The 22,491-nt window shown below is 70.8% G+C and carries 18 protein-coding genes and 1 pseudogene; 10 read left to right on the plus strand and 9 right to left on the minus strand.

The annotated features are described in order from the left end of the window. Positions 1-119: 119 nt before the first annotated feature. The gene (locus ADL15_RS11385) at positions 120-530 is read right to left on the minus strand and encodes a DUF6292 family protein (protein WP_157441306.1); all 411 of its coding nucleotides are present in this window, start codon (positions 528-530) and stop codon (positions 120-122) included. Between the two features lie 247 nt (positions 531-777). Beyond that, positions 778-1,308, minus strand: coding sequence for a hypothetical protein (locus ADL15_RS11390; RefSeq protein WP_067688131.1), 531 nt, complete (start codon positions 1,306-1,308; stop codon positions 778-780). Positions 1,309-1,929: 621 nt separating this feature from the next. Between ADL15_RS11390 and ADL15_RS11395 the strand changes: the two genes are divergently transcribed. Both ADL15_RS11395 and mptB read left to right on the plus strand, forming a co-directional pair. Continuing rightward, complete coding sequence (locus ADL15_RS11395; RefSeq protein ID WP_067688134.1) at positions 1,930-3,084, plus strand: glycosyltransferase family 4 protein; 1,155 nt, start codon at positions 1,930-1,932, stop codon at positions 3,082-3,084. Positions 3,085-3,367: 283 nt separating this feature from the next. Further along, the gene (gene mptB, locus ADL15_RS11400) at positions 3,368-5,011 is read left to right on the plus strand and encodes a polyprenol phosphomannose-dependent alpha 1,6 mannosyltransferase MptB (RefSeq protein WP_338025529.1); all 1,644 of its coding nucleotides are present in this window, start codon (positions 3,368-3,370) and stop codon (positions 5,009-5,011) included. Here the strand turns inward: mptB and ADL15_RS55260 are convergent. Then, positions 4,936-5,310 (minus strand): annotated as a pseudogene (locus tag ADL15_RS55260) (TIGR03618 family F420-dependent PPOX class oxidoreductase); the annotation flags it as partial. The gene mptB and the pseudogene ADL15_RS55260 overlap by 76 nt on opposite strands. A gap of 52 nt (positions 5,311-5,362) precedes the next feature. Next, entirely contained in the window at positions 5,363-6,784 is a 1,422-nt protein-coding gene (locus ADL15_RS11405) for a DUF2252 domain-containing protein (RefSeq protein WP_157441307.1), read from the minus strand. Between the two features lie 171 nt (positions 6,785-6,955). Between ADL15_RS11405 and ADL15_RS11410 the strand changes: the two genes are divergently transcribed. The 5 genes from ADL15_RS11410 (at position 6,956) to mmsB (ending at position 13,772) form a co-directional block, all read left to right on the plus strand. After that, positions 6,956-7,939, plus strand: a complete 984-nt coding sequence (locus tag ADL15_RS11410) for a LacI family DNA-binding transcriptional regulator (protein WP_067688140.1) — start codon at positions 6,956-6,958, stop codon at positions 7,937-7,939. 338 nt (positions 7,940-8,277) lie between these two features. Further along, a complete protein-coding gene (gene araA / locus ADL15_RS11415; RefSeq protein WP_067688143.1) occupies positions 8,278-9,765 on the plus strand; it encodes an L-arabinose isomerase in 1,488 nt (495 codons plus the stop codon). A gap of 27 nt (positions 9,766-9,792) precedes the next feature. After that, entirely contained in the window at positions 9,793-10,920 is a 1,128-nt protein-coding gene (chvE, locus tag ADL15_RS11420) for a multiple monosaccharide ABC transporter substrate-binding protein (RefSeq protein ID WP_067688145.1), read from the plus strand. 72 nt (positions 10,921-10,992) lie between these two features. Further along, positions 10,993-12,528: a multiple monosaccharide ABC transporter ATP-binding protein gene (gene mmsA, locus ADL15_RS11425; protein ID WP_067688148.1), complete on the plus strand. Its 1,536-nt coding sequence runs from the start codon at positions 10,993-10,995 to the stop codon at positions 12,526-12,528. After that, entirely contained in the window at positions 12,525-13,772 is a 1,248-nt protein-coding gene (gene mmsB, locus ADL15_RS11430) for a multiple monosaccharide ABC transporter permease (RefSeq protein ID WP_198170723.1), read from the plus strand. Before mmsA ends, mmsB begins: the two co-directional genes overlap by 4 nt. A 56-nt stretch (positions 13,773-13,828) precedes the next feature. On the opposite strand, the gene ADL15_RS11435 is transcribed toward mmsB, so the two are convergent. Both ADL15_RS11435 and ADL15_RS11440 read right to left on the minus strand, forming a co-directional pair. Continuing rightward, positions 13,829-15,079, minus strand: coding sequence for a DUF1501 domain-containing protein (locus tag ADL15_RS11435; protein WP_067688151.1), 1,251 nt, complete (start codon positions 15,077-15,079; stop codon positions 13,829-13,831). A gap of 2 nt (positions 15,080-15,081) precedes the next feature. Next, the gene (locus tag ADL15_RS11440; RefSeq protein ID WP_232344027.1) at positions 15,082-16,635 is read right to left on the minus strand and encodes a DUF1800 domain-containing protein; all 1,554 of its coding nucleotides are present in this window, start codon (positions 16,633-16,635) and stop codon (positions 15,082-15,084) included. 79 nt (positions 16,636-16,714) lie between these two features. Between ADL15_RS11440 and ADL15_RS11445 the strand changes: the two genes are divergently transcribed. Further along, entirely contained in the window at positions 16,715-17,764 is a 1,050-nt protein-coding gene (locus ADL15_RS11445) for an ROK family protein (RefSeq protein WP_067688153.1), read from the plus strand. Between the two features lie 214 nt (positions 17,765-17,978). Here ADL15_RS11445 and ADL15_RS11450 read toward each other — a convergent pair whose 3' ends face one another. Beyond that, the gene (locus ADL15_RS11450) at positions 17,979-18,314 is read right to left on the minus strand and encodes an STAS domain-containing protein (protein WP_067688156.1); all 336 of its coding nucleotides are present in this window, start codon (positions 18,312-18,314) and stop codon (positions 17,979-17,981) included. Positions 18,315-18,421: 107 nt separating this feature from the next. After that, complete coding sequence (zwf, locus tag ADL15_RS11455) at positions 18,422-19,915, minus strand: glucose-6-phosphate dehydrogenase (protein WP_083971149.1); 1,494 nt, start codon at positions 19,913-19,915, stop codon at positions 18,422-18,424. A gap of 238 nt (positions 19,916-20,153) precedes the next feature. Here zwf and ADL15_RS11460 point away from each other — a divergent pair, with 238 nt between their 5' ends. Continuing rightward, positions 20,154-21,092 (plus strand): exopolyphosphatase, encoded by a 939-nt coding sequence (locus ADL15_RS11460; RefSeq protein ID WP_067688161.1) that lies wholly within the window; start codon positions 20,154-20,156, stop codon positions 21,090-21,092. 182 nt (positions 21,093-21,274) lie between these two features. Here the strand turns inward: ADL15_RS11460 and ADL15_RS11465 are convergent, their stop codons facing one another. After that, positions 21,275-22,087 (minus strand): DUF1775 domain-containing protein, encoded by an 813-nt coding sequence (locus ADL15_RS11465; protein ID WP_198170725.1) that lies wholly within the window; start codon positions 22,085-22,087, stop codon positions 21,275-21,277. A 132-nt stretch (positions 22,088-22,219) separates the two neighbouring features. Between ADL15_RS11465 and ADL15_RS11470 the strand changes: the two genes are divergently transcribed. Then, positions 22,220-22,429: an RNA-binding S4 domain-containing protein gene (locus ADL15_RS11470; RefSeq protein ID WP_067688168.1), complete on the plus strand. Its 210-nt coding sequence runs from the start codon at positions 22,220-22,222 to the stop codon at positions 22,427-22,429. Positions 22,430-22,491 lie beyond the last annotated feature (62 nt).

The following is a 22,491-nucleotide window of genomic DNA, read 5'->3' on the forward strand; positions in this document are numbered from 1 at the left end:
TGGGGGGTGTGTCGGTGGCCGGGAGGCACCGCTGGCGCCCAGCTGCGGATGGCCGGCTGGTCTTGAGCGGTGTGTCGGTGGCCGGGAGGCACCGCTGGCGGCCAGCCGGGGCCGGGTGGTCAGGCGTAGCGGGACAGGGCGTGTTCGAACTCCGGCGTTCCCGGCGGCCCGTCGAAATCCATGCTGGTAGGGGAGTCGCCGGGCTGGAGAATGTGGCCTGCCTGGTCAGCGACCGCCCGGACCAGCGAGAACGGCGCTGCCACGAGGGGCACCGCCAACCGCACCGCCGTCCGCCGGCCCGGTGTGTTGATCAGAAGCAGACTCCAGCCGTCGACCTCCGACCAGCTGAGGCCGGCCTGGTCGTGTTCCCAGGTCACCACGGACGGCCGACCACGGTCGAACGGGATCCAGCCGTCCCGGGGCACTCCCGGATCGGCCCGCCAGTCGGCCACCGGCAACCCGGCCGCCTCGAGCGCCTCGGCGACCGCCCGCAGATAACCCCAGTGCCCCGCCACCTCAGCCGGTCTCATCCCGACGGACTCCCCGCTCTCGAACGGCCACCCCAGCAGACGATCTCGGCCCGCTGCCCCACGGACGCGCTCGCCTCTGACGAGTTCGCCGGAATGATCCCAGCACCACGCTCATCGCTGCCATCTCGAATGTGGGGACTTCAGGTGCGGCCCGCGCCATAACTTCACACGGCCGGGCGCGCACCCGAGGCATGGGGACCCCGGTTTCGAACCGGGTCGAGCGGCGATCCGCCGTCGCCATGGGCGATCAGATGACGACGCGGCGGGCGATGTCGAAGAGGCCGCGCCGGTCGCCGAACGTGCGGCGCACCGCGGCGCCCATCGTCTCGAACACCGCGTCGCCGCCGAAGTCGCATCCGCCGGCGGATTCCGGATCCACCTCGCCGAGCAGCAGGTGCACGGCGAGCTCGTCCGCCAGGCCGCCGGGCTGATGTCCCTCACCGGGCAGGTCGGTGGCGAAGACCCGCTTGCCGAGTGCCGCGTCCCCGGCCGGGGAGTCCGGTTCCGGGGCGTGCAGATAGAGCAGGGCCGCGGTTCGCGGGCGCAGGATCCGCTGAAAGACGCAGGGTTCCAGATCGGGTACGTCGGCGAGCGCCCCACCCCAGAAGTGCTCACCCACGGTGAAACCGCCGGCCGACAGCGCCTTGGCTGCCGTCCACCCGCACGGCCCATCGTCCCAGGTCACGGTCGGCGGGTAGGAGTTGTCGGCGCGCGGCAGCAACCCGTCCACAGCACCCAGCGTGTCCATCAAGCGCAGGATCCCGGGCGTCGGCGTCACCGGCTGATCATGACGATCGACGGATCCGCAAGTAAAGCCGCCAGATTTCTGCACACCCGATTCACAGAATCTTCCCGACAATCCCCGCAAACGCCACCTCCCCCCAGCCCGCACACATCACCACCCGCCAATACCCCCTCACTCTCCGCACCAGGACACCGCTCCCACGCACCCCGGCCCGCCCGCACCCGGCAAAGTCAGATCCCGGGAACCCGCAGCCCCCACCAGCCGGCCCCACACAGTTGGCGCTGGCGGCCGCCTCACCCGCCGTGAGGCGACCGTGAGCGCCAGCCGTGCCCGGCCCGGCTGGTGCTGGCGGTCGTCAAAACTGGCGTGAGAGGACCGTGAGCGCCAGCCGGGGACCGCCACGCGCGCCGCTACGCCCCGCACGGCCAGCCCGGCCAGCCCGGCCCGAGCCGCCGGCCACCCGCAGGCCCGGCCGGCCGGCCCCGTCGGCCCCGTCGGCCCCGCTAGGCCCACCGGCCCCGCCGGGCCCGCCGCGGCGAAGTGGTGGCGACACGTGAGCGACGCAGAGACGAACATCAGTGATGTCAGCAATCGTTCAGCCGCGCATCACGAGGGTGTCGCCGCGCGGACCCGGCCCGCCCGTCCCCTGTACGCATGCGCATCGCGCTGGTCACAGAGTCCTTCCTGCCGGATGTCAACGGCGTCGCCCACTCGGTGGTCCGTACCGCGGAGCACCTCGTCCGCACCGGCCACGAACCGATCGTGATCGCCCCGGAGCCCGCCCCCGGCCCGGCGCCGATCACCATGCCCTACCCGGTGGTCCGGGTCCCCTCGGTGCCGCTGCCCGGCTATCCGCAGATCCGGCTCGGCCTGCCCGTCCCCGCGCTGCGTTCCGCGATCCGCTCGCACGGCGCCGAGGTCGTCCACCTGGCCAGCCCGTTCGTGCTCGGCGCGTGGGCGCGGACCGCGGCCGCGTCGCTGGGCCTGCCCACGGTCGCGATCTATCAGACCGACGTCGCGGCCTACGCCCGGGCCCGCCAGCTGGGCGTCTGCGAGCAGTTGTCCTGGCGCTGGATCCGGCGGCTGCACAACGGCGCCTCCCGCACGCTGGCCCCGTCCACCGAGTCGATGACCGCGCTGCGCGAGCACGGCGTCGAGCGCGTGCACCTGTGGCGCCGGGGCGTCGACGATGTGCGTTTTCAGCCAAGCCGGCGCAGTGCCGGGGTGCGCCGGGCGCTCTGCCGAGATGGTGAGGTGCTCGTCGGCTTCGTCGGGCGACTGGCCGTCGAGAAGGAGGTCGACCTGCTGGCCGGCGTCGCGGCGCTGCCCGGGGTGCGACTGGTGGTGATCGGTGACGGGCCGGCCCGCGGGATGCTCCGCCGGGCGTTGCCCACCGCCACGTTCCTCGGCGCGCGGCACGGCAGCCAGCTCGCCCGGATCTACGCGAGCCTGGACGTCTTCGCGCACACCGGCCCGTTCGAGACGTTCGGCCAGACCGTGCAGGAGGCGATGGCCAGCGGCGTACCGGTCGTCGCCCCGGCCAAGGGCGGCCCGTGTGACCTGGTCCGCGACGGGCTGACCGGCTTCCTGGTGCCGCCGCACGAGGCGGCCGGGTTCACCCGCGCGGTGGCCCGGCTGGCCGCCGACCCGATGTTGCGGCGCGCGATGGGCCAGGCGGGCCGGTCCGCGATCGCGGGGCGCAGCTGGGCCGCGGTCGGCGATCAGCTGCTCGGCCACTACGCGGAGGTGCTCGGCGGGGCGTTCCCCGCCGTACCGGAAATGTCGCGGCCGCAAGCCGCCGCGGCCTGATCGAAAACGGACTCAAGGATCAGGGAAACGGCGGCGTGGGCCTCGGTCCACGCCGCTTCGATCTTTTCGGTACGGATCAGCGCGCCGGCCGGCGCCCGGGGGGACGGTCAGGGTGGCGGCGAGCGTGACGCTTGCCAGGGTGGCCGAGAATGCCATGGTTGGTTGCCTCCATTCCTCGACCTCGATAAGAACGGACCCGGGTGAACATTCACCGAACCGGATGGCCGTCTGGCGTTCGTCCAGGCCTGGCCTTCCGCTCATCCAGCATCGCGACGATCTGACGGTGGTGAGCTCGCGGATGCTGCGCTGGACCGGCTTCGGCGGTGCGGTGCTGCTCGCGGTCGCCGCCGGGATCGGTGGGCACGGCCCGGCGGTGCTGTGCTGCTGGCTGGTGGGCACCGCGATCCAGGGGTACGCCTGGTGGAGCGGCCGGGACCGGACGTTCACGCCGCGCTGGGTGCTGGGCACCGTCGCGCTGTGGTCGGCGCCGTTCCTGCTGGCGCCGCCGTACGGGAGCCGGGACGTGTACTCCTACGCCTGCCAGGGCGAGCTGTACCGGCACGGGCTGAGCCCGTACACGCACACCGCGACGGCGCTGCCCTGCACGTGGCTGGACGACGTGGCGCCGCTGTGGCGGGACACGCTGACGCCGTACGGGCCGCTGTTCGTGCTGGCCGCGGCCGGGGTGCTGTGGCTCGCCGACACGCTGCCGGTCGACGCCGGGATGACCGTGCCGCTGCTGCTGTTCCGGCTGCTCGCGCTGGCCGGGATGGCCGGCGTCGCGGCGGGCCTGCCGGCGCTGGCCCGCCGCTGCGGGGTGCCGCCGGCCCGGGCGCTGTGGGTGGCCCTGGCCGGCCCGTTGATCGGCGCGCACCTGCTCGGCGGCCCGCACAACGACGCGCTGATGCTCGGCTTCCTGATCGGCGGGCTCGCCCTGGTGGCCCGCTTCCCCCGGCACCCGGCCGCGGTGCTCGGCGCCGGCGCGCTGCTGGGCTGTGCGGTAGCGGTCAAAGCCACCGCCGTGGTCGCCATCCCGTTCGCGATCCTGCTGGTCACCGCCGCGCTCCGCGACAACCGGAAAGCCGCCCCGGCCCGCCAGGCCCCGGCTGGCTCTCAGGGGTGTCTCGGGGACTCCGAGACACCCCTGAGGACCAGCTGGGATCTGGGGCGCGGGCTGGTCGTCGGGGGAGTGGGGGTCGGTGGGGCGGCGGTGGCGACGTTCGCCGGGATCACCGCGGCCGGTGGGCTGGGTTACGGCTGGATCGCCGGGCTGCGGGAGAGCGAGATCCTGGTCCAGTTCTCCTCGCTGCCGACCGCGGTCGGGATGACGCTGACCTATCTCGGCCGGCCGTTCGACGCCGGTTTCAACGCGGTCCCGGCGGCCCGGGCGGCCGCCCTGGCCGTCCTCGCCGTCGCGCTGGTCGCGATCTGGGTCCGGGCGCTGCGGTACCGGGCCGACCCGGGCCGGGCCGCGCTCCACGGCGCGGCCCTCGCGCTGGTCGCCACGGTGGCGCTGGCCCCGGTGGTGCTCTCCTGGTATGCGCTGTGGCCGCTGATCCTGCTGGCCGCCACCACCGTGCGGACCCGGGCGGTGATGGCGGTGGCGATCGTCGCGGCGTTCGCCGTGCTGCCGGACGGTGAGGGGCTCGCGCACATGGTGAAGTTCCCCGGCGCGATCATGGTGACCACCGGGCTGATCGTGCTGGCCGTGGTGGCGCTGCGCCGATGGCGGCGTCAGCGCGGAGCAGCGGCCGGCGGAACCGGGACCGGCGCCGAAGCGGCCGGCGCGGAAGCGGCCGGCGCCGAGGCGGCGGGAGCCGAAGCGGGCGGGGACGAGGCCGACGGGAGCAGTGAGGCCGAGCCGAGCACCCGGGTCACCGACACCTCGATCACCACCCGGGCCGGGTTCGGCCGCGGGATCCGGTAGCGCGCGGCGTACCGGCGTTCCGCGTCGGCGACCGTCTCCGGGTCGTCGCGGATCACCGCGATCCCCTCGACGGTGCTCCAGCGCGGCCCGTCGAGCTGGCAGATCGCCACCCGCTGCTGGCCGTTGCGGACGTGCCGGACCTTCGCCGAGCCACCGGACGCGATCACCCGGGCGATCCCGGTGACCGGGTCGAGGGTGGCGCCGACCGCGACCACGTGCGGCGACCCGTCGGCCCGCAGCGTGGTCAGCGTGCACAGGTGCCGCTCGACCCAGAACTCCCGCAGCGCCGGCGATTCCATCGGCACGGTCCCGCTCACGCTTGCTCTCCTCTGGTCGTACCCAAAACGGTTGTCATGCGGTCTCGGCCGCCAGCTGGCCGCGCCGGACAGCGGCGACCAGCGCGGTGTGGTCGCGCTCCACCTGGTCGGCGTAGGTGCGGGCGAAACGGGCCAGCGACTCGTCCATCTTGTCGCTGCCACCGACATACCCGGCGATCATCGACGCCCCGCTGGTCCGGGCGTGCGACTTGGCCAGCAGGTAGCCGCAGATCCCGGCGTAGTCGGCGAGCGCGCCGGCGTTGATGTCCTCGACGAGGATGGCGCCCTTCATGTCACGGAACTGCCGCACGTAGTACTGGTGCTCGCCCACGGTGGTCCAGCCGAGCAGTGGGTCGCTGACGGTCTGCAGCGCCTGCTGGTATTCCACCACCCGCTGGCCCTGGTGCCGGTGCCAGGCCAGCGCGCCGTGCTGATGTTTCGCGATGACCGACCGGCGGGCCTGCTTGAGCTGCAGGAACACCACGTCCTCGGGGTCGCTGCCCTCGCACAGCGCGACGTAGGCCCGCAGCCCCACCGACCCCACGCCGACCACCTTGTGCGCGACGTCGACGATCCGGTACCCGCCGAGGATCCGCGCCCAGTGCGGCTTGAGCGTGTTCAGGTACCCGTCCAGGGCCTCCTCGACCAGCTCCCGGTCACCGTCCGGCGGCCGGGTGATCACCGGCGGCTCGGTGACCAGCCGCCGGGTGCCGTCGCGGCGCTCGGTGAACCGGGGCAGCGCGCGGTCGCTGGTGCGCCGGCGGGCCCGGCGGGCGGCCCGCTCGATCTCGTCGCGGAAGCTGGCCTTGCTCGCCGCCGACCGCATCGCGTCCACGTTGAGCTGGTCGAACGACCGGGCCAGCAGCGGACGGCCGGACAGGTCGGAGATCTGCTCGCGGTACTCCTCGACGCAGTGCTGCACGGCGTCGGCGCACTCGTGCTCGCGGAAGCCGTTGACCCGGCCGGCCACGTAGACGCTGACCACCAGGCGGCGCAGGTCCCACTCCCAGGGGCCGGGGTGCGCCTCGTCGAAGTCGTTGAGGTCGAAGACCAGCTCGCGCTCCGGTGAGGCGTAGAACCCGAAGTTGCCGAGGTGGGCGTCGCCGCAGATGACCGGGGTGATGCCGGTGTGCGGCAGGGTGGCGAAGTCGTCGGCCATCAGCCCGGCGGTGCCGCGCAGGAACGCGTACGGGTTGGCGATCATGCGGCCCACCCGGACCGGGACGAGCCAGGGCAACCGGCCCTCGTGCGAGTCGGCCACCTGGGCCACCGGGTCGGGCCGGGAGGCGCCCGGACGCCACTGCGCCATGTCCGACCGGGGGGACCGCTCGCGCAACGAGCGGCCCATCTCGTATCGTTCGGCGCGCGGCCGTGCGGGCCGGCGCAGGGAGGTGAATCCCTCGTCGCCCGCGGAGCCGGGCTCGACGTGGCTGCTGATCATGGGTTTCCCGTCCATCGCAGCCGAGAGTACGGGGCTGTGCACAGCCTGCCGCGACGGGCTCGCGGACCGAGCATTGTTATCGATAACATTTCCCACATCGGGAGACGCGCGGCTCGCCGTACGCTCCATCAGATCCGGACCTGGCGAGGTGCGCAAGTGGAGACCAAGGGATCCCGTTCCCCGGCGATGACGGACGTGGCGCGGCTGGCCGGGGTCTCCCACCAGACCGTCTCCCGCGTCCTCAACGACCATCCCAACGTCAAGGAGCAGACCCGCCTGCGGGTGCGCGCCGCCATCGCCGAGCTCGGCTACCGCCCCAACCGGGCGGCCCGGGCCCTGGTCACCGGCCGTTCCCAGCTGATCGGCGTGGTCGCCCGCAACAGCATGCTGTACGGCCCGGCCTCGATGCTGACCGAGTTCGAGCAGGCCGCCGCGGACGCCGGTTTCGCGGTGAGCGTGGGCAGCGTCCGCGAGCTGGACCGCGACTCGATCTCCGCGGTGGTGGACCGACATCTGGACCAGCGGGTCGCCGGCCTGGTGGTGATCGCCCAGGTCGCGTCGGCCACCGAGGCCCTGGCGGAGATCCCGGCCGACGTGCCGGTGGTGTTCATCGACGGCGACCCGGCGGCCGGCCGTCCGCTGGTCACGGTGGATCAGGTGGCCGGCGCCCGGGCCGCGGTGCGGCACCTCCTGGAGGCCGGCCACGAGACGGTCTGGCACGTCTCCGGGCCGACCGAGTGGTTCGACTCGGCCGGCCGGATCCACGGCTGGCGGCAGACGCTGCAGGAGGCCGGCCGTGAGGTGCCGCCGCTGCTGAGCGCGGACTGGTCGGCCGCCGAGGGGTACCGCGCCGGGCAGATGCTGGCCCGGATGCCCGAGGTCACCGCGGTCTTCGCGGCCAACGACCACCTGGCCATGGGTGTGCTGCGGGCGTTGCACGAGCGTGGCCGCCGGGTGCCGCACGACGTCAGCGTGATCGGTTTCGACGACGTGCCCGAGGCGGCGTACTTCATCCCGCCGCTGACCACCGTGCGGCAGTCCTTCGGCGACGTGGCCCGGGCCGCGCTCACCCTGCTGCTGGGTCAGATGAAAGAAGCGCCGGTGCCCGCCGATACCGTGATCGTTCCGGCACAATTGGTAGTGCGTGAGAGCGTGGCGCCGCCCGCCTGAGCGGCCTGCACGGGCGGGTTAAGCGGCCGTTACCTCGTTGTTGCGAAGAGCCGTTGACACGAGTTTTGTTAGCGATAACACTGGGTTCTCCCGCCGAGGTGTGGCCGCCGCCACCCTACCGGCTCCCGCCGTGGAGGTATTCCCGATGTCCGCTGAGCCGACCCGTGTCCCGGGTGCCGACCGCGGCCGTCCGGCGTACTCGGAAGCAGTCAAGATCTACAACGAGCTCTTCACCGAGTGCTCGGTACTGCACGATGAACGTCGTGTACGTCATGCGCCAGTGGCGAACGGGTGACCGAGCCCGGTAACAGCACCACCGTCGAACCGAAGGAAAACCGATGAAACCGCAGATCTGGTTTCTGACCGGCAGCCAGCACCTGTACGGTCCGGAGACGCTGCAGCAGGTCGCCGACCAGTCCGCTGAGATCCAGCGGACCCTGGCGGCCGGCGTGGGCGCCGAGATCGTCGCCCAGCCGGTGCTCACCGACTCGGGCGCGATCAAGCGGGTGATGCTGGAGGCGAACGCGCATCCGGACGTGATCGGTGTGATCGCCTGGATGCACACGTTCTCGCCGGCCAAGATGTGGATCTCCGGTCTGGACGCGCTGCGCAAGCCGCTGCTGCACCTGCACACGCAGCACAACATCTCGCTGCCGTGGGAGTCCATCGACATGGACTTCATGAACCTCAACCAGGCCGCGCACGGCGACCGGGAGTTCGGTTTCATCCAGTCCCGTCTCGGCGTTCCGCGCAAGACGGTGGCCGGGCACGTCAGCGACCCGGTGGTGTCCGCCCGGATCGACGGCTGGGCGAAGGCCGCGGCCGGCCTGCAGCGGATGCGCACGCTGCGCCTGGCCCGCTTCGGTGACAACATGCGCGACGTCGCGGTCACCGAGGGCGACAAGGTCGAGGCCGAGCTGCGCTTCGGCGTCTCGGTCAACACGTACGGCGTGAACGACCTGGTCGAGGTCGTCGACGCGGTCGACGAGAAGGCGATCGACGACCTGGTCGCCGAGTACGCCGAGCTCTTCGACCTGGCGCCGGAGCTGGCCAAGGGCGGCGACCGGCACGACTCGCTGCGCTACGGCGCCCGGATCGAGGCGGGCCTGCGCCAGTTCCTCACCGAGGGCGGTTTCGGCGCCTTCACCACCAACTTCGAGGACCTCGGCGGCCTGCGCCAGCTGCCCGGCCTGGCCGTCCAGCGGCTGATGGCCGACGGGTACGGGTTCGGCGGCGAGGGTGACTGGAAGACCTCCGCCCTGCTGGCCACCGTGAAGGCGATGGGTGCCGGCAGCGACATGGGCACCTCGTTCATGGAGGACTACACGTACCACTTCGGTCCGGGCGAGCCGAAGATCCTCGGGGCACATATGCTCGAGGTCTGCCCGACCATCGCGTCCTCGAAGCCCCGCGTGGAGATCCACCCGCTGGGGATCGGCGGCCGCGAGGACCCGGTCCGGCTGGTCTTCGACGCCGCGCCCGGCCCGGGTGTCGTCGTCGGCCTGGCCGACCTGGGTGACCGGTTCCGCCTGGTGGCGAACGTGATCGAGGTCGTGCCGCCGGACGAGCCGCTGCCCCACCTGCCCGTTGCCCGCGCGGTGTGGAAGCCCGCCCCGACGCTCTCGACGTCGGCGGAGTGCTGGCTCACCGCCGGAGGACCGCACCACACGGTTCTCACCCAGGCCGTCGGAGCCGAGGTCCTCCGGGACTTCGCGACGATGGCCCAGACCGAGCTTCTGCTCATCGATGACCGCACCACGAGCGACGACTTCGCCGACCGGGTGCGGTGGAATCAGGCGTACCACCGCCTGGCCCGCCCCCTGTAACACCGCTCTCAAAGAGGAGAATCCACCGTGAAATACACCCGGCTTGCGGCCGCTTTCGCCGCTGCCTCGCTGGTGGCCACGATGGCCGCTTGTGGTGACGCCGAGAAGACCTCGGACAAGGCGACGACCGGTGGCGACACCGCCGGCGCGCTGATCGGCATCACCATGCCGACGAAGTCCTCGGAGCGCTGGATCCACGACGGCGACAACCTGAAGTCGCAGCTCGAGGGTCTGGGCTACAAGGTCGACCTGCAGTACGCGGAGAACGACATCCCGACGCAGACCCAGCAGCTGGACAGCCAGATCACCAAGGGCGCCAAGCTTCTGATCATCGCGTCGATCGACGGCACCGCGCTGTCGAGCCAGCTGGACAACGCGAAGGCCGCGAACATCCCGGTCATCTCGTACGACCGGCTGATCCGTGGCAACGCGAACGTCGACTACTACACGACGTTCGACAACTTCAAGGTCGGCGTGCAGCAGGCCACCTCGCTGCTGACCGGCCTGGGCGTGCTCAAGGCGGACGGCAGCAAGGGCGACGCGAAGGGCCCGTTCAACATCGAGCTGTTCGCCGGCTCGCCGGACGACAACAACGCGACGTTCTTCTTCAACGGCGCGAAGAGCATCCTCGACCCGTACATCAAGGACGGCACGCTGGTCGTGAAGTCCGGCCAGGTCGACTTCAAGACCGTCGCGACCCTGCGCTGGGACCCGGAGACGGCCCAGAAGCGCATGGAGAACATCCTGACCTCGACCTACAAGGGCTCGGTCAAGATCAACGGCGTGCTCTCGCCCTACGACGGCATCTCGATCGGTATCCTGTCCGCCCTGAAGTCGGGTGGCTACGGCACCGCCGCGCAGAAGTACCCGACCGTCACCGGTCAGGACGCCGAGCTGGCGTCGGTCAAGTCGATCATCGCGGGTGAGCAGTACTCGACCATCTACAAGGACACCCGCCAGCTGGCCAAGGTGACCGGTGAGATGGCCGACGCGATCCTCAAGGGTCAGACCCCGACCACGAACAACACCACGGACTACGACAACGGCAAGAAGGTCGTCCCGGCCCAGCTGCTCGAGTCGGTCATCGTCGACAAGGACAACTACCAGAAGGTCATCATCGACGGCGGCTACTACACGGCCGACCAGCTGAAGTGATCTGAACCCCCGCGCCCCGCCCGCCCCCAGCGGGCGGGGCGCGGGGCTTCACCGGCCCATAGGAGGGTCTTCATGACCGACACGATCCTGCGGATGAGCGGCATCACCAAGACGTTCCCGGGCGTCAAGGCGCTGCAGGATGTCAACCTGGAAGTGCGCAGGGGCGAGATCCTCGCGGTCTGCGGCGAGAACGGGGCCGGCAAGTCGACCCTGATGAAGGTGCTGTCCGGGGTCTACCCGCACGGCACCTACGAGGGTGACATCGAGTTCGAGGGCGAACCCTGCAGCTTCGCCGGTATCCGCGACAGCGAGCACCGGGGCATCGTCATCATCCACCAGGAGCTGGCGCTCGCCTCGAACCTCTCGATCGCCGAGAACATCTTCCTCGGCAACGAGCGGAGCAAGCGCGGCTGGATCAACTGGAACGAGACCAACCAGGCGGCGGACGAACTGCTGCGCCGTGTCGGTCTGGACGAGAAGGCCGTCACCCCGGTGATCCAGCTGGGTGTCGGCAAGCAGCAGCTCGTGGAGATCGCCAAGGCGCTCTCCAAGGACGTCAAGCTGCTGATCCTCGACGAGCCCACCGCGGCGCTCAACGACGACGACTCCGAGCACCTGCTGAACCTGCTGCGCGGACTGCGTGACCAGGGCATCACCTGCGTCATCATCTCGCACAAGCTCAACGAGGTGATGGGCATTTCGGATCGCGTCACCATTCTGCGTGACGGCAAGACGATCTGGACCGAGGACATCGACAACCTCAGCGAAGAAAAGATCATCGCGGGCATGGTCGGCCGGAGCCTCGAGAACCGGTACCCGGAGCACGAGTCGACGATCGGCGAGGAGGTGCTGCGGATCGAGGACTGGACCGTGCACAGCCCGACGCAGCCGGATCGGGCACTGGTCCGCAAGGCGAACCTGACGTTGCGGCGCGGGGAGATCGTCGGACTGGCCGGGTTGATGGGCGCGGGACGCACCGAGCTCGCGATGAGCGTCTTCGGCCGTTCGTACGGGGTGAACATCTCCGGCCGCCTGATCAAGGACGGTAAGGAGATCCAGGCCCGCAACGTCCGTGAGGCGATCAACCACGGCATCGCGTACGCGACCGAGGACCGCAAGCGGTACGGCCTGAACCTGATCGAGGACATCAAGCGCAACGTCTCGGCCGCCGGCCTGTCCAAGCTCGCCAAGGGCGGCTGGGTGGACGGCAACGAGGAGCGCAAGGTCGCCGACGAGTTCCGGGCCAGCATGAACATCAAGGCGCCGAGTGTCGAGTCGGTGGTCGGCAAGCTCTCCGGCGGTAATCAGCAGAAGGTCGTGCTGTCCAAGTGGATCTTCACTGACCCGGACGTGCTGATCCTCGACGAGCCGACCCGCGGGATCGACGTCGGCGCGAAGTACGAGATCTATACGATCATCAACCGGCTCGCCGACGAGGGGAAGGCCATCCTGGTCATCTCCTCCGAGCTGCCCGAGCTGCTCGGGATCTGCGACCGTATCTACACCCTCTCGGCGGGCCGGATCACCGGTGAGGTGGACCGCGCCGGGGCCACGCAGGAGAGCCTCATGACGCTCATGACGAAGGAAGAACAGGAGGTGGCGCCGTGACCGTCGCACCTACCAACGCTGACATGTCGATCAGCAAGGGCCCGGCCGGTGCCCCGGACAAGGCACCCCGGAAGGTCAACTTCGACCTGAAGCAGAGCGGCATCTACATCGCGCTCGCGCTGACGATCGTGATCTTCACCGCGTTGACCGGTGGTGACCTGCTCGCGCCGCAGAACCTCAGCAACATCATCGTGCAGTACTCGTACATCCTGGTGCTCGCGATCGGCATGGTGCTGATCATCATCGCCGGGCACATCGACCTCTCGGTCGGCTCGGTGGTGGCGGCCTCCGGCGCGTTCGCCGCGGTGATGATGGTCGACTGGCACGTGGCCTGGCCGATCGCGGTCGTCGCGACGCTGGTCTTCGGCGCGCTGGTCGGCGCGTGGCAGGGCTACTGGGTGGCGTACTTCGGTATCCCCGCCTTCATCGTGACCCTGGCCGGCATGCTGCTGTTCCGCGCGGTCACCTACCGCATCCTGGGCAACCAGGGCATCGGCCCGTTCCCGGACGACATCCGGACCCTGGCCAACGGCTTCACCCCCGGTTTCCTGAAGAACATCCCGCTCGGCCCGCTGGGCGGCGCGGACGCGTTCAGCATCATCGTCGGCCTGCTGGTCGTGGTCGGCATGGTCGTGATGCAGTGGCGGGCCCGCGCCGGCCGGGTGAAGTTCTCCCAGGCCGTCGACCCGCTGTGGCTGTTCCTGACCAAGGCGATCCTGCCGGCCATCCTGGTGATGTTCCTGGTCGTGCAGCTCGCCCGGTTCCGCAACCTGCCCTGGGTCCTGGTGCTGCTCGCGGTGCTGGTGTTCGTGTACACGCTGGTCACCAACCGGGCCGTGTTCGGCCGGCAGATCTACGCGGTCGGTGGCAACCTGCAGGCCGCGACGCTCTCCGGCGTCAAGGTCAAGTCGGTGGTGTTCTGGCTGTTCGTCAACATGGGCGTGCTGTCCGCGGTGGCCGGCATCATCTTCGCCGGACGGCTGAACCTGGCCGGCCCGACCGCCGGCAACAGCTTCGAGCTGGACGCCATCGCGGCCGCGTTCATCGGCGGCGCCGCCGTCCAGGGTGGTGTCGGCAAGGTGGTCGGCGCGATCACCGGTGGTCTGATCATGGGTGTCATCAACAACGGCGCCGGCCTGCTCGGCTGGCAGACCGAGACGGTCATGTTCGTCAAGGGCGCGGTGCTGCTCGCCGCGGTCGCCTTCGACGTGTGGAGCAAGCGCCGCACGGCCGGCGGCAAGTAGGACGCACAACCCCTCGAGATACGGGGCCGCCACACACTCGTGGCGGTCCCGTATTTTTATGTCCGGGCCGCGGCCAGCCCGAACGCCGACGGCTTGACCCCGGGGAAGACGCCGTCGAGAGCGCCGAACCCGCAGCGCTTCTGCAGCACCTCGCCGATCACCGCGCGATAGTCGGTGGTCGCCGCCAGGTCACCGGCGACCAGCGCGCCGGGGGACAGCCCCGGCCAGCTCGTGTAGACCTTGCCGCCGCGGATGCCCCCGCCGAGCAGCAGCATCGCGTTGCCGTGCCCGTGGTCGGTGCCCCGCGACGCGTTCTCCTGCACCCGGCGGCCGAACTCGCTGATCGTCAGCACCGTCACGTTCCTCATGCCGTCCACGCCGAGATCCGTGGTGAACGCGGCCAGAGCCTGGGCCAGATCGGTCAGGTTGTCGTGCATCCGCTGACCCTTGACGGCCGTGCCGAGGCCCTCGTGCATGTCCCAGTCGCCGCAGTCCACCGCCGCCGTGACCAGGCCGGCCTTCGCCTTGATCAGCCGGGCCACGTCCCGCAGCGCCCCGCCCAGCTCGGTGGCCGGGTACTTGGCGCCGCCGCTCACCGCGTACGGAACAGTTTTGATCGTGGAAACCGCGGACAGTGCGCGGTCGGCGGACCTGGCGGGCGCGGCGAGGGTGGCCGGCGCGTCGGCGTACATCGCGCGCAGCGCCGCGGCCATCGGCCGCTTGTCGTTCCCGGACAGGAGGAACTCGTCGATTCCGGTCATCGCGACGTCGCCGGCCGGGCCGAGCAGGATCCGGGCCGGCATGCTGTGGCCCAGCGACACCCCGGCCAGCGGCGCGCTCGCCCCGGTCAGGCCGAGCATCCGGTCCAGCCAGCCGCTGCGGATCGAGGTGCCCGGCGCGGCGTTCTCCATCGCGTCCATCGCGGCGAAGTGCGAACGGGTCGGATTCGGCTGGCCGACCGCGTGCACCGCCGCCAGACCGCCGCTCTTCCAGAGCGGCAGCAGCGGCGCGAGTGCCGGGTGCAGACCGAAGGTCCCGTCACCGGCGATCACCAGATTTTTCGGTACGCCGATGGCCGGCCGCGCCGCGTAGTACGCCGGGTCGCCGATCGGCACGACCGCGGACAGCCCGTCGAAGCCACCCCGCAGCGACAGCACCACCAGGGTGTCGCCGGAGTAGGCGCCGGCCGCGAACGCCATCTTCGTGCTCAGCGTGGCACCGGCGAGCCCGGCCAGTCCGGCGGCCAGCACCCCGCGACGGGTGGGCCGGGCCGTGCGGTTCTCGTCGCAGCACAGTTCGGTCTTCATGATCACCTCAGCTGGAAGGGCGGTGCGTCGAGGACCAGCGCGATCAGGTAGGGCGCGTGGCCGGCGAGGGACTTGTCGACTCCACTGGTCGGCGACTTCCCGGCAACACTGAGCACGGCCGCGGTGTGCGCGGCCGGCAGCGGTGCGCCGATCAGCCGGGTGGCGAGCGCGTCGACAAGCCCGCCGTAGGTCGCCGGCATCGCCGGGACCAGGGACGTCAGCAGGTCGGCGGGCCGGCCCAGCTGCTTCGGGTACCAGCCGGTGGCCAGGTTCAGGTGCAGGTTGCAGCGCATCAGGAACACCGACGGCGACGCCCAGATCGCCGCGACGTCCGGGAACCCGTTCGGCGGAGCCCAGCGGAACGGCGCGTTGCCGGCCGCGACCAGCACGTTGTAGAGCGCGTCCAGGGCCTTCACCCCGCTCGCCTCCGGTGCCAGCCCGAGCGTCCGGACCGTGGCGACCAGGTCCTCGAACGGGGTGCGGACCTTCTGGCCGATCGCGGCGGCGAACTCGGCCGAGGTGAACAGGGCACGCAGCACCGGGACGATCGCGGTGTCGTGGTCCAGGTACACCTTCGCCAGGCGGGTGACCAGCGCGGCCGGCGGCTCGTCGGCGACGAACCGGGCACACAGCTTGCGGGCCAGCCGCTCGGCGGTCGCCGGGAGCTTCGCCAGGTGGTCGAGGAAGGCCAGCGCGGTGCGCTCCCCGTCGGCCGCGGTATTCGCGTGCCGGAAGCCGAGGATGTCGACCGGACCGGTGGCGTGCCTGGCGGCGTCGTACACGTAGCCGCCGGCCTTGCTCACGGTCAGGCCGGTGAGCAGGCGGGCGGCGTCCTGGACGTCCGACTCGTCGTAGCCGAGCCCGGTGGTGTGCAGCTCCATCAGCTCGCGGGCGTAGTTCTCGTTCGGGTGCGCCTTGGTCGAGAACCGCTGGTCCAGGTAGGTGAGCATGGCCGGGTGCCGGGCCGAGGCGGCCAGCATGTCGGCGAACCGGCCGAACGCGTGCTTGCGGATCACCTGGGCGTCGTAGTCGCCGCGGGTGTCCCAGACACCGCTGGACGGGGCGGCGACGTGCAGGTGGTTCGCCCAGAAACCGGCGACGACCTCGAACAGCTGACGCTCGCTCCACGCGGCCCGGGCGATCACCGCGCGGCCGAGCTGGCCGAAGCCCTCGTAGGAGTGCTCCGGCAGCGCGGCGCGGACCGCGGCCGGGGTGGCGTGCGCCAGCGGCAGGCGCTTCAGCAGGGCCGCGCAGGCCGCGTCGTCGATCCGCTGCGGGTCGAGCTGCCGGTCCAGCCACGCGGTCACGCCGAGCTTGCGCGCCTCGGCCAGCGACCGCGGGGTGGCGCCGAAGGTGGCCCGGCGCAGCAGGTGCGCGATCGGGTCGCCGCCGAGCAGCGCCGCCGGGGACGTCGCCGCGGGCGCGGCCTGCGCCGGCGCGGCACCGATGACGATCCCGGAGGTCACGGCCGCCGCCGCGGCGGTTCCGGCGAGCAGCGTACGGCGCGTCGTCGTCATCATGCCGGACGCTTCGGCCCGTTCCCCGGGACGGCGCACGGCGGCAACCGTGACTAACGGAGCCGCAATCCAGGCGCACCCGTGGCCGGACACCGGTGACGGCCGTAGCATCATCCCTGTGGATCAGGCTGAAACGGTACGTACCCCGTCGTCCTGGGTGGTTGTCGGTCTCGACAACGGCGGCACCTGCAACAACGCCACCGTGCTCGACGCGACCGGCCAGTTCCTGGTGAACAATCTGGTGGAGAACCCGAGCCGGGTGCTCGACGGGCCGGAGTCGGCGGTCGAGTCGCTCGCCCAGGCGTTCACCAGCATCCTGCAACTGACCAGCACCCCGCGGTCACTGGTCCGCGCGGTCGGCCTGGACACGCCCGGCCCGGCCAGCGCGCACGGGGTGATCTCGTCCAAGGGCGCGACGAACTTCAACCAGGTGTCCTGGCACGGCTTCGACATCCGGGGCGCGCTCGAGACCCGCCTCGGCCTGCCGGTGATCTACAACAACGACGCGAACGCCGCCGCCCTCTACGCCCACCACCGGCACTTCGGCGCGGCCGCGGCGGAGCACTCGTCGGTCGCCGCGATCGTCGGCACCGGCCTCGGCGGGGGAGTGGTGCAGGACGGCAAGGTGATCCGGGGCGCCGCCGGGATGGCCGGCGAGCTCGGCCACGTGCAGATCCCGCTGCACGGCGTGCTGGACGACGGCCAGCCGGTGCCGAAGTGCAACTGCGGCTTCGAGGGCGACGTGGAGTCGATCGCGTCGCTGACCGGCATCAAGAACAACCTGCTGCCGTACTGGCTGACCCGCTTCCCGGACCACCCGCTCGCCGGCGAGCCGCTCGGCAAGGCCGCCAAACTGCTGCGCGGTCTGGGCGAGAAGGAGGACCCGCTGGCGATGGCGGTCTTCACCCAGCAGGCGAAGGCGATCGGCAAGCTGTTCACCATCGCGGCCAACTTCACCGACCCGGCCGCCTACTTCCTCGGCGGCGGCGTGGTCGAGGCCGCCCCGCACTTCCGGCAGTGGTTCCTCAACACCGTCCGGGAGAGCACCGAGCTCCGCGACGAGCAGGCCAAGGCCGCCACCTTCGCCCTGGTGGCGGATCTCGACATGGCCGGCGCCCGCGGCGCCGCCGTGGCCGCCCTCGACGCCGTGGTCACCGCCGCCCGCTAGCGCCCGATCCCGGCTGGTCCTCGGGGGTGTCTCAGGGGTGCGGAAGCACCCCTGAGAGCCAGCCAGGAGCCGGTGGCGCGCCGCGGTCCGGTGCGGGCGCGGTCTCGCGCGAGACCATCAGTGAGCGTGGCTCGTAGCCTACGGACGGGCGCTCGGTATCCGTACCGTATGGGCGCGGTCGGAAGCGGCAGCCACCCGGAGCCGAGCAGCGGTCTCAGTCGTCCTTGATGGCGGTGGCGACGTCGGCGAACATCGGCAGATAGTCGCTGAGGCCGAGAGTGGCGAACAGGCGGCGCAGGAAGCCCGACGGGGCGGCGAGGCGGACCCAGCCGCCGCGCTCCATGGCCCGGCCGTGCGCGGTGACCAGCACCCCGACGCCCATCGAGTCGCAGAAGTCGAGACCGGAGACGTCCACGATGACGCGCGGAGCGGGGCGTTCGACGAGGCGGCCGAGGTTGGCCTTCAATGCGGGCGCGGTGTCGATGTCGAGCGAACCGCGCAGGACGAGGACGGCCGTGTTCGGTGGGTGGTGCGCGACCGATACCTGCATCTTCGTGTGATCTTTCGGGTCGGGGGGCTCGCATAGGGGGATCGAACTTCCTGACCACCCTATGCGAGCCCGCCCGGCGCCGCAGTCTTGCCGGTGCTCCGGGCGCGTCAGGCCGAGTTGCGCCACTTGCGGCCGTTGCGGCCGATCAGCCGGTCCGCGTCGGTCGGCCCCCAGGACGCGGCCTCGTACGTCGGGATCGGCGACCTGTCGTTCGCCCAGTGCTCGATGATCGGGTCGACGATCCGCCAGCTGTGCTCGACCTCGTCACTGCGGATGAACAGCGACGCGTCACCGATCAGCGCGTCCAGCAGCAGACGCTCGTACGCCTCCGGCGACTCCTCGACGAAAGTCTGGTCGTACGAGAACTCCATGCTGGCCGTGCGCACCCGGAACGTGTGACCGGGGACCTTCGCGCCGAAGCGCAGCGAGATGCCCTCGTTCGGCTGGATCCGCAGGATCAGCGCGTCCGCGTCCAGCTCGGTGAGCTGGTTGGTCGGGATCGGCAGGTGCGGCGGGCGCTGGAACTGCAGCGCGACCTCGGTGACCCGGGCCGGCAGCCGCTTGCCGGTACGCACGTAGAACGGCACCCCGGCCCAGCGCCAGTTGTCCACGTTCAGCCGCAGCGCCGCGTACGTCTCGGTCCGCGACAGCGGGTCGACGCCGATCTCCTCGCGGTACCCGGCCATCAGCTCCTCGCGGGTGCCGCCCCGGGTGTACTGCCCGCGCACGGCGGCGTCGGCGATGTCCCGGTCGGTGGGCAGCCGGATCGCCTGCAGCAGCTTCACCTTCTCGCTGCGCAGACCCTCACCGCCGAACGAGGCCGGCGGCTCCATCAGCGAGAGCGCGAGCACCTGCAGCACGTGGTTCTGCACGATGTCGCGCATCGCGCCGGCCGACTCGTAGAAGCCGCCGCGGGTGCCGACACCGAGCGTCTCGGCGACCGTGATCTGCACGTGGTCGACCCAGGACCGGTCCCAGATCGGCTGGAAGATCGAGTTGGCGAAGCGCAGCGCCAGCACGTTCTGGACGGTGTCCTTGCCCAGGTAGTGGTCGATCCGGAAGACGCTCGACTCCTCGAACGCGGCGTGCACGACCCCGTCGAGCTCGTGTGCGGTGGCGACATCCCGCCCGTACGGCTTCTCGATCACCAGGCGGGCGAACGAGCCCTCGTTCGCGTGGTTCAGCCCGGCGCCGGCCAGGCCGCAGATGACCGGCTCGAACGCGTTCGCCGGGGTGGACAGGTAGAACAGCCGGTTGCCCGACGTGCCGCGCTGGGCGTCGAGCTCGTCGAGAGTCTCGGCGAGGCGCTTGTAGGTCTCCGGGTCGTCGTACCCGCCGGAGACGTAGCGGATGCCGCCGGCCAGCTGACGCTTCTCCGACAGGCTCCGGCCGCCCAGCGCGCTGTCCGCGAACTGCTCGTCGGACATCGGCGTGCGGGCGACGCCGACCAGCGCGAACTGGTCGGGCAGGCGGTTGTGGCGGGCCAGGCTCTCGATCGCCGGCAGCAGCTTGCGCCGGGTGAGGTCACCGGAGGCGCCGAAGATGACGAGAGTGGCCGGTGGCGCGCTGCGCTCCTGGATGATGAGCTGAGGTTGATCCATCGTCTCCGTGTCCTCCGACCGGGTTGTAACCGTCCGTTCGACCTTACGCAGCGCTCCCCTCCCATGGTTCATCGCGATGTGTGCCGGCGGGCACAAGTGGCGGTAAACACTGCGCAACGATGACGCTTCGTGATCGGCTTCATCACAAGTGGTTCACCGCTTCCCTCGATGCGGTGAAGACCTAACCGATATAAGTGGCAAAATGGGCGCATAAGGTCTGGCAACCGAGGGGGACCCCGTGAAGTACCGGCTCGTGACCCGCAGCGACTTCGACGGCCTGGTATGCGCCGTGTTGCTGCGTCACCTGGACATGATCGACGACATCATGTTCGTGCACCCCAAGGACGTGCAGGACGGTGTCGTCGAGGTGACGGACCGGGACATCCTGACCAACCTTCCGTACGACGCCCGGGCATACCAGGTCTACGACCACCACCACTCCGAGACGCTGCGCAACGAGGGCGACCGGAGCAACCACATCATCGACGCCGACGCGCCGTCCGCGGCCCGGGTGATCTTCGACCACTTCGGCGGCAAGCAGCGCTTCCCGCAGGTCTCCAACGACCTGATGCTCGCCGTCGACCAGGCGGACTCGGCGGACTACTCGCTCACCGACATCCTCAGCCCGACCGGCTGGACGCTGCTCAACTTCCTGATGGACAGCCGCACCGGGCTCGGCCGGTTCCGCAACTTCCGGATCTCCAACTACCAGCTGATGATGCAGCTCATCGACGCCTGCATCGAGCACACCGACGTGCACGACATCCTGGCCCTGCCGGACGTGGCCGAGCGGGCCGAGCTGTTCCACGACTGCACGGCACGGTTCGTCGAGCAGCTGCACCGGGTCTGCCACCTCGAGGGCGACGTGGTCGTGGTGGACCTGCGCGACGAGGAGGTGATCGAGGCGGGCAACCGGTTCATGGTCTACGCGCTGTTCCCCGAGTCCCGCGTCTCGATGCACGTGATCTGGGGCCGGCAGAAGCTGAACACGGTGTTCGCCTGCGGCAAGTCGATCCTGGACCGCACCTCGCCGGTGGACATCGGTGAGGTGATGCTCCGCTACGGCGGCGGCGGGCACATCGCGGCCGGCACCTGCCAGGTCCTGCACGACGACTCGGCCCGGGTCGAGCGCGAGATCATCGACGCCCTGCGTACCGAGCGCGTCGTCCCGGTCTGAGAATCCACAGGGCGGGCAGGGAGTGCCCTCCCTACCCGCCCAGCGCGCGGATCACGGGCCTTGCCCGGGGCCCCACCCGCCTGTCATGGTCGGCGCCCCACGCGCATGACCACGACTGCCTCACGCCCACCCGCGTGAGGTATCCCGCTGCAGGACCCTGCCTGCGGGGGAGTCTGTTCGTCTCAGCCGCGGAAACTCCAGCGGCCGGCCTCGACCGGTTCCTTGTCGCTCTCGTCGTCGTCCTCGGGAGCGGCCTCGGCCTCCGGGCCGGGAACCTCGTCCGGCTCCTCCGGCTCGTCCGAGGACCGGTGCCGGTTGCGCAGCACCACCCAGCCCGCGCCGAGCAGGGCCAGCGCGGCCACCACCCAGCCGGCCATCCCGAGCACCGAGGCGCCCCGGTCGTTCTGTTCCGCGTCCGCGATCGCCTGCTCGAAGAACTGGTCCTCGTCCTCGGTCGTGGTGGCGCCGCCGCCGGTCGCGGCGTGGTGCGCGGCCGCCGCGGCGCCGTCCGGGTCCGGGGTGAGCGCCATGGTCGCGGTCATCGGCGCCGCGGCCTTGCCGTCCGCGTACGTACCGACCAGCGTGAACGAGACCGTGCTGAGGGTGGGCAGCGGGCCGACCGCCACACCCAGGTCGGCCGAGCCGCCGGGCGCGATGGCCTTGCCGGCGACCGCGATCCAGGTGATCGACAGTGGCACCTGGGTGACCGGGGTGCCGTTGTGGATCGTCTTCAGCGGCGTGTTCAGGTCCTGCCACTCGATCTTCGGGGCCCAGTCGTCCGTCGAGAGCGGATAGACCTCGGCGATCGGGGTGTCCTTCGGGATCTCCAGGGTGACCTTGGCGATCGGCTGGGTGCCCTCATTGGTGTAGTGGTAGTAGGCGTTCTGTCCACTGCCCTGCGGCGCGCTGGTCGGGCTGACCGTGACGTCGGCGAACGCCGGACCGGCGACACCGAGGATGCCGGTGGTCGCCACCACCGTGAGCGCTGTTCCCAAATACCTCACGGGAGTTAGTTCGGATCACGGCCCCCGATGGTTCAACCGGTGCGGGAAAGTTTTCCGGCTCTTTTCGCCGTCATCACCTGCCCTGGCTGCGGCGGTCGCCGGACGGTGCCGGATGATGTCCCGATGCGCGACGTGCCGATCGACGGCGACATGATCCGGCTGGGGCAGTTCCTCAAGCTGGCCGACCTCATCGAGACCGGTGGCGAGGCCAAGGTCCTGATCGCCTCCGGCGACGTCACGGTGAACGGCGAGGTGGACACCCGGCGAGGCCGGCAGCTGCACGCCGGCGACGTGGTGGCGGTGCTCGGGCGCACCGCCCGGGTCGTGCCCTGACCCCCGGAAAATAAAGATCCACCCTTTCGGCGGGAATCTGCCGTCCGCGCGGAACCGGGAGG

This window comes from Actinoplanes awajinensis subsp. mycoplanecinus (genome assembly GCF_001509495.1).
In the GTDB taxonomy this organism is placed as follows: domain Bacteria; phylum Actinomycetota; class Actinomycetes; order Mycobacteriales; family Micromonosporaceae; genus Actinoplanes; species Actinoplanes palleronii.

Bases quoted from the DNA above. Each gene is read 5' to 3' on its own strand.
- ADL15_RS11385 (WP_157441306.1), bottom strand. From the start codon at position 530: ATGAGACCGGCTGAGGTGGCGGGGCACTGGGGTTATCTGCGGGCGGTC.
- ADL15_RS11395 (WP_067688134.1), top strand. From the start codon at position 1,930: ATGCGCATCGCGCTGGTCACAGAGTCCTTCCTGCCGGATGTCAACGGC.
- ADL15_RS11405 (WP_157441307.1), bottom strand. From the start codon at position 6,784: ATGGACGGGAAACCCATGATCAGCAGCCACGTCGAGCCCGGCTCCGCG.
- ADL15_RS11410 (WP_067688140.1), top strand. From the start codon at position 6,956: ATGACGGACGTGGCGCGGCTGGCCGGGGTCTCCCACCAGACCGTCTCC.
- araA (WP_067688143.1), top strand. From the start codon at position 8,278: ATGAAACCGCAGATCTGGTTTCTGACCGGCAGCCAGCACCTGTACGGT.
- mmsA (WP_067688148.1), top strand. From the start codon at position 10,993: ATGACCGACACGATCCTGCGGATGAGCGGCATCACCAAGACGTTCCCG.
- ADL15_RS11435 (WP_067688151.1), bottom strand. From the start codon at position 15,079: ATGAAGACCGAACTGTGCTGCGACGAGAACCGCACGGCCCGGCCCACC.
- ADL15_RS11450 (WP_067688156.1), bottom strand. From the start codon at position 18,314: ATGCAGGTATCGGTCGCGCACCACCCACCGAACACGGCCGTCCTCGTC.
- zwf (WP_083971149.1), bottom strand. From the start codon at position 19,915: ATGGATCAACCTCAGCTCATCATCCAGGAGCGCAGCGCGCCACCGGCC.
- ADL15_RS11470 (WP_067688168.1), top strand. From the start codon at position 22,220: ATGCGCGACGTGCCGATCGACGGCGACATGATCCGGCTGGGGCAGTTC.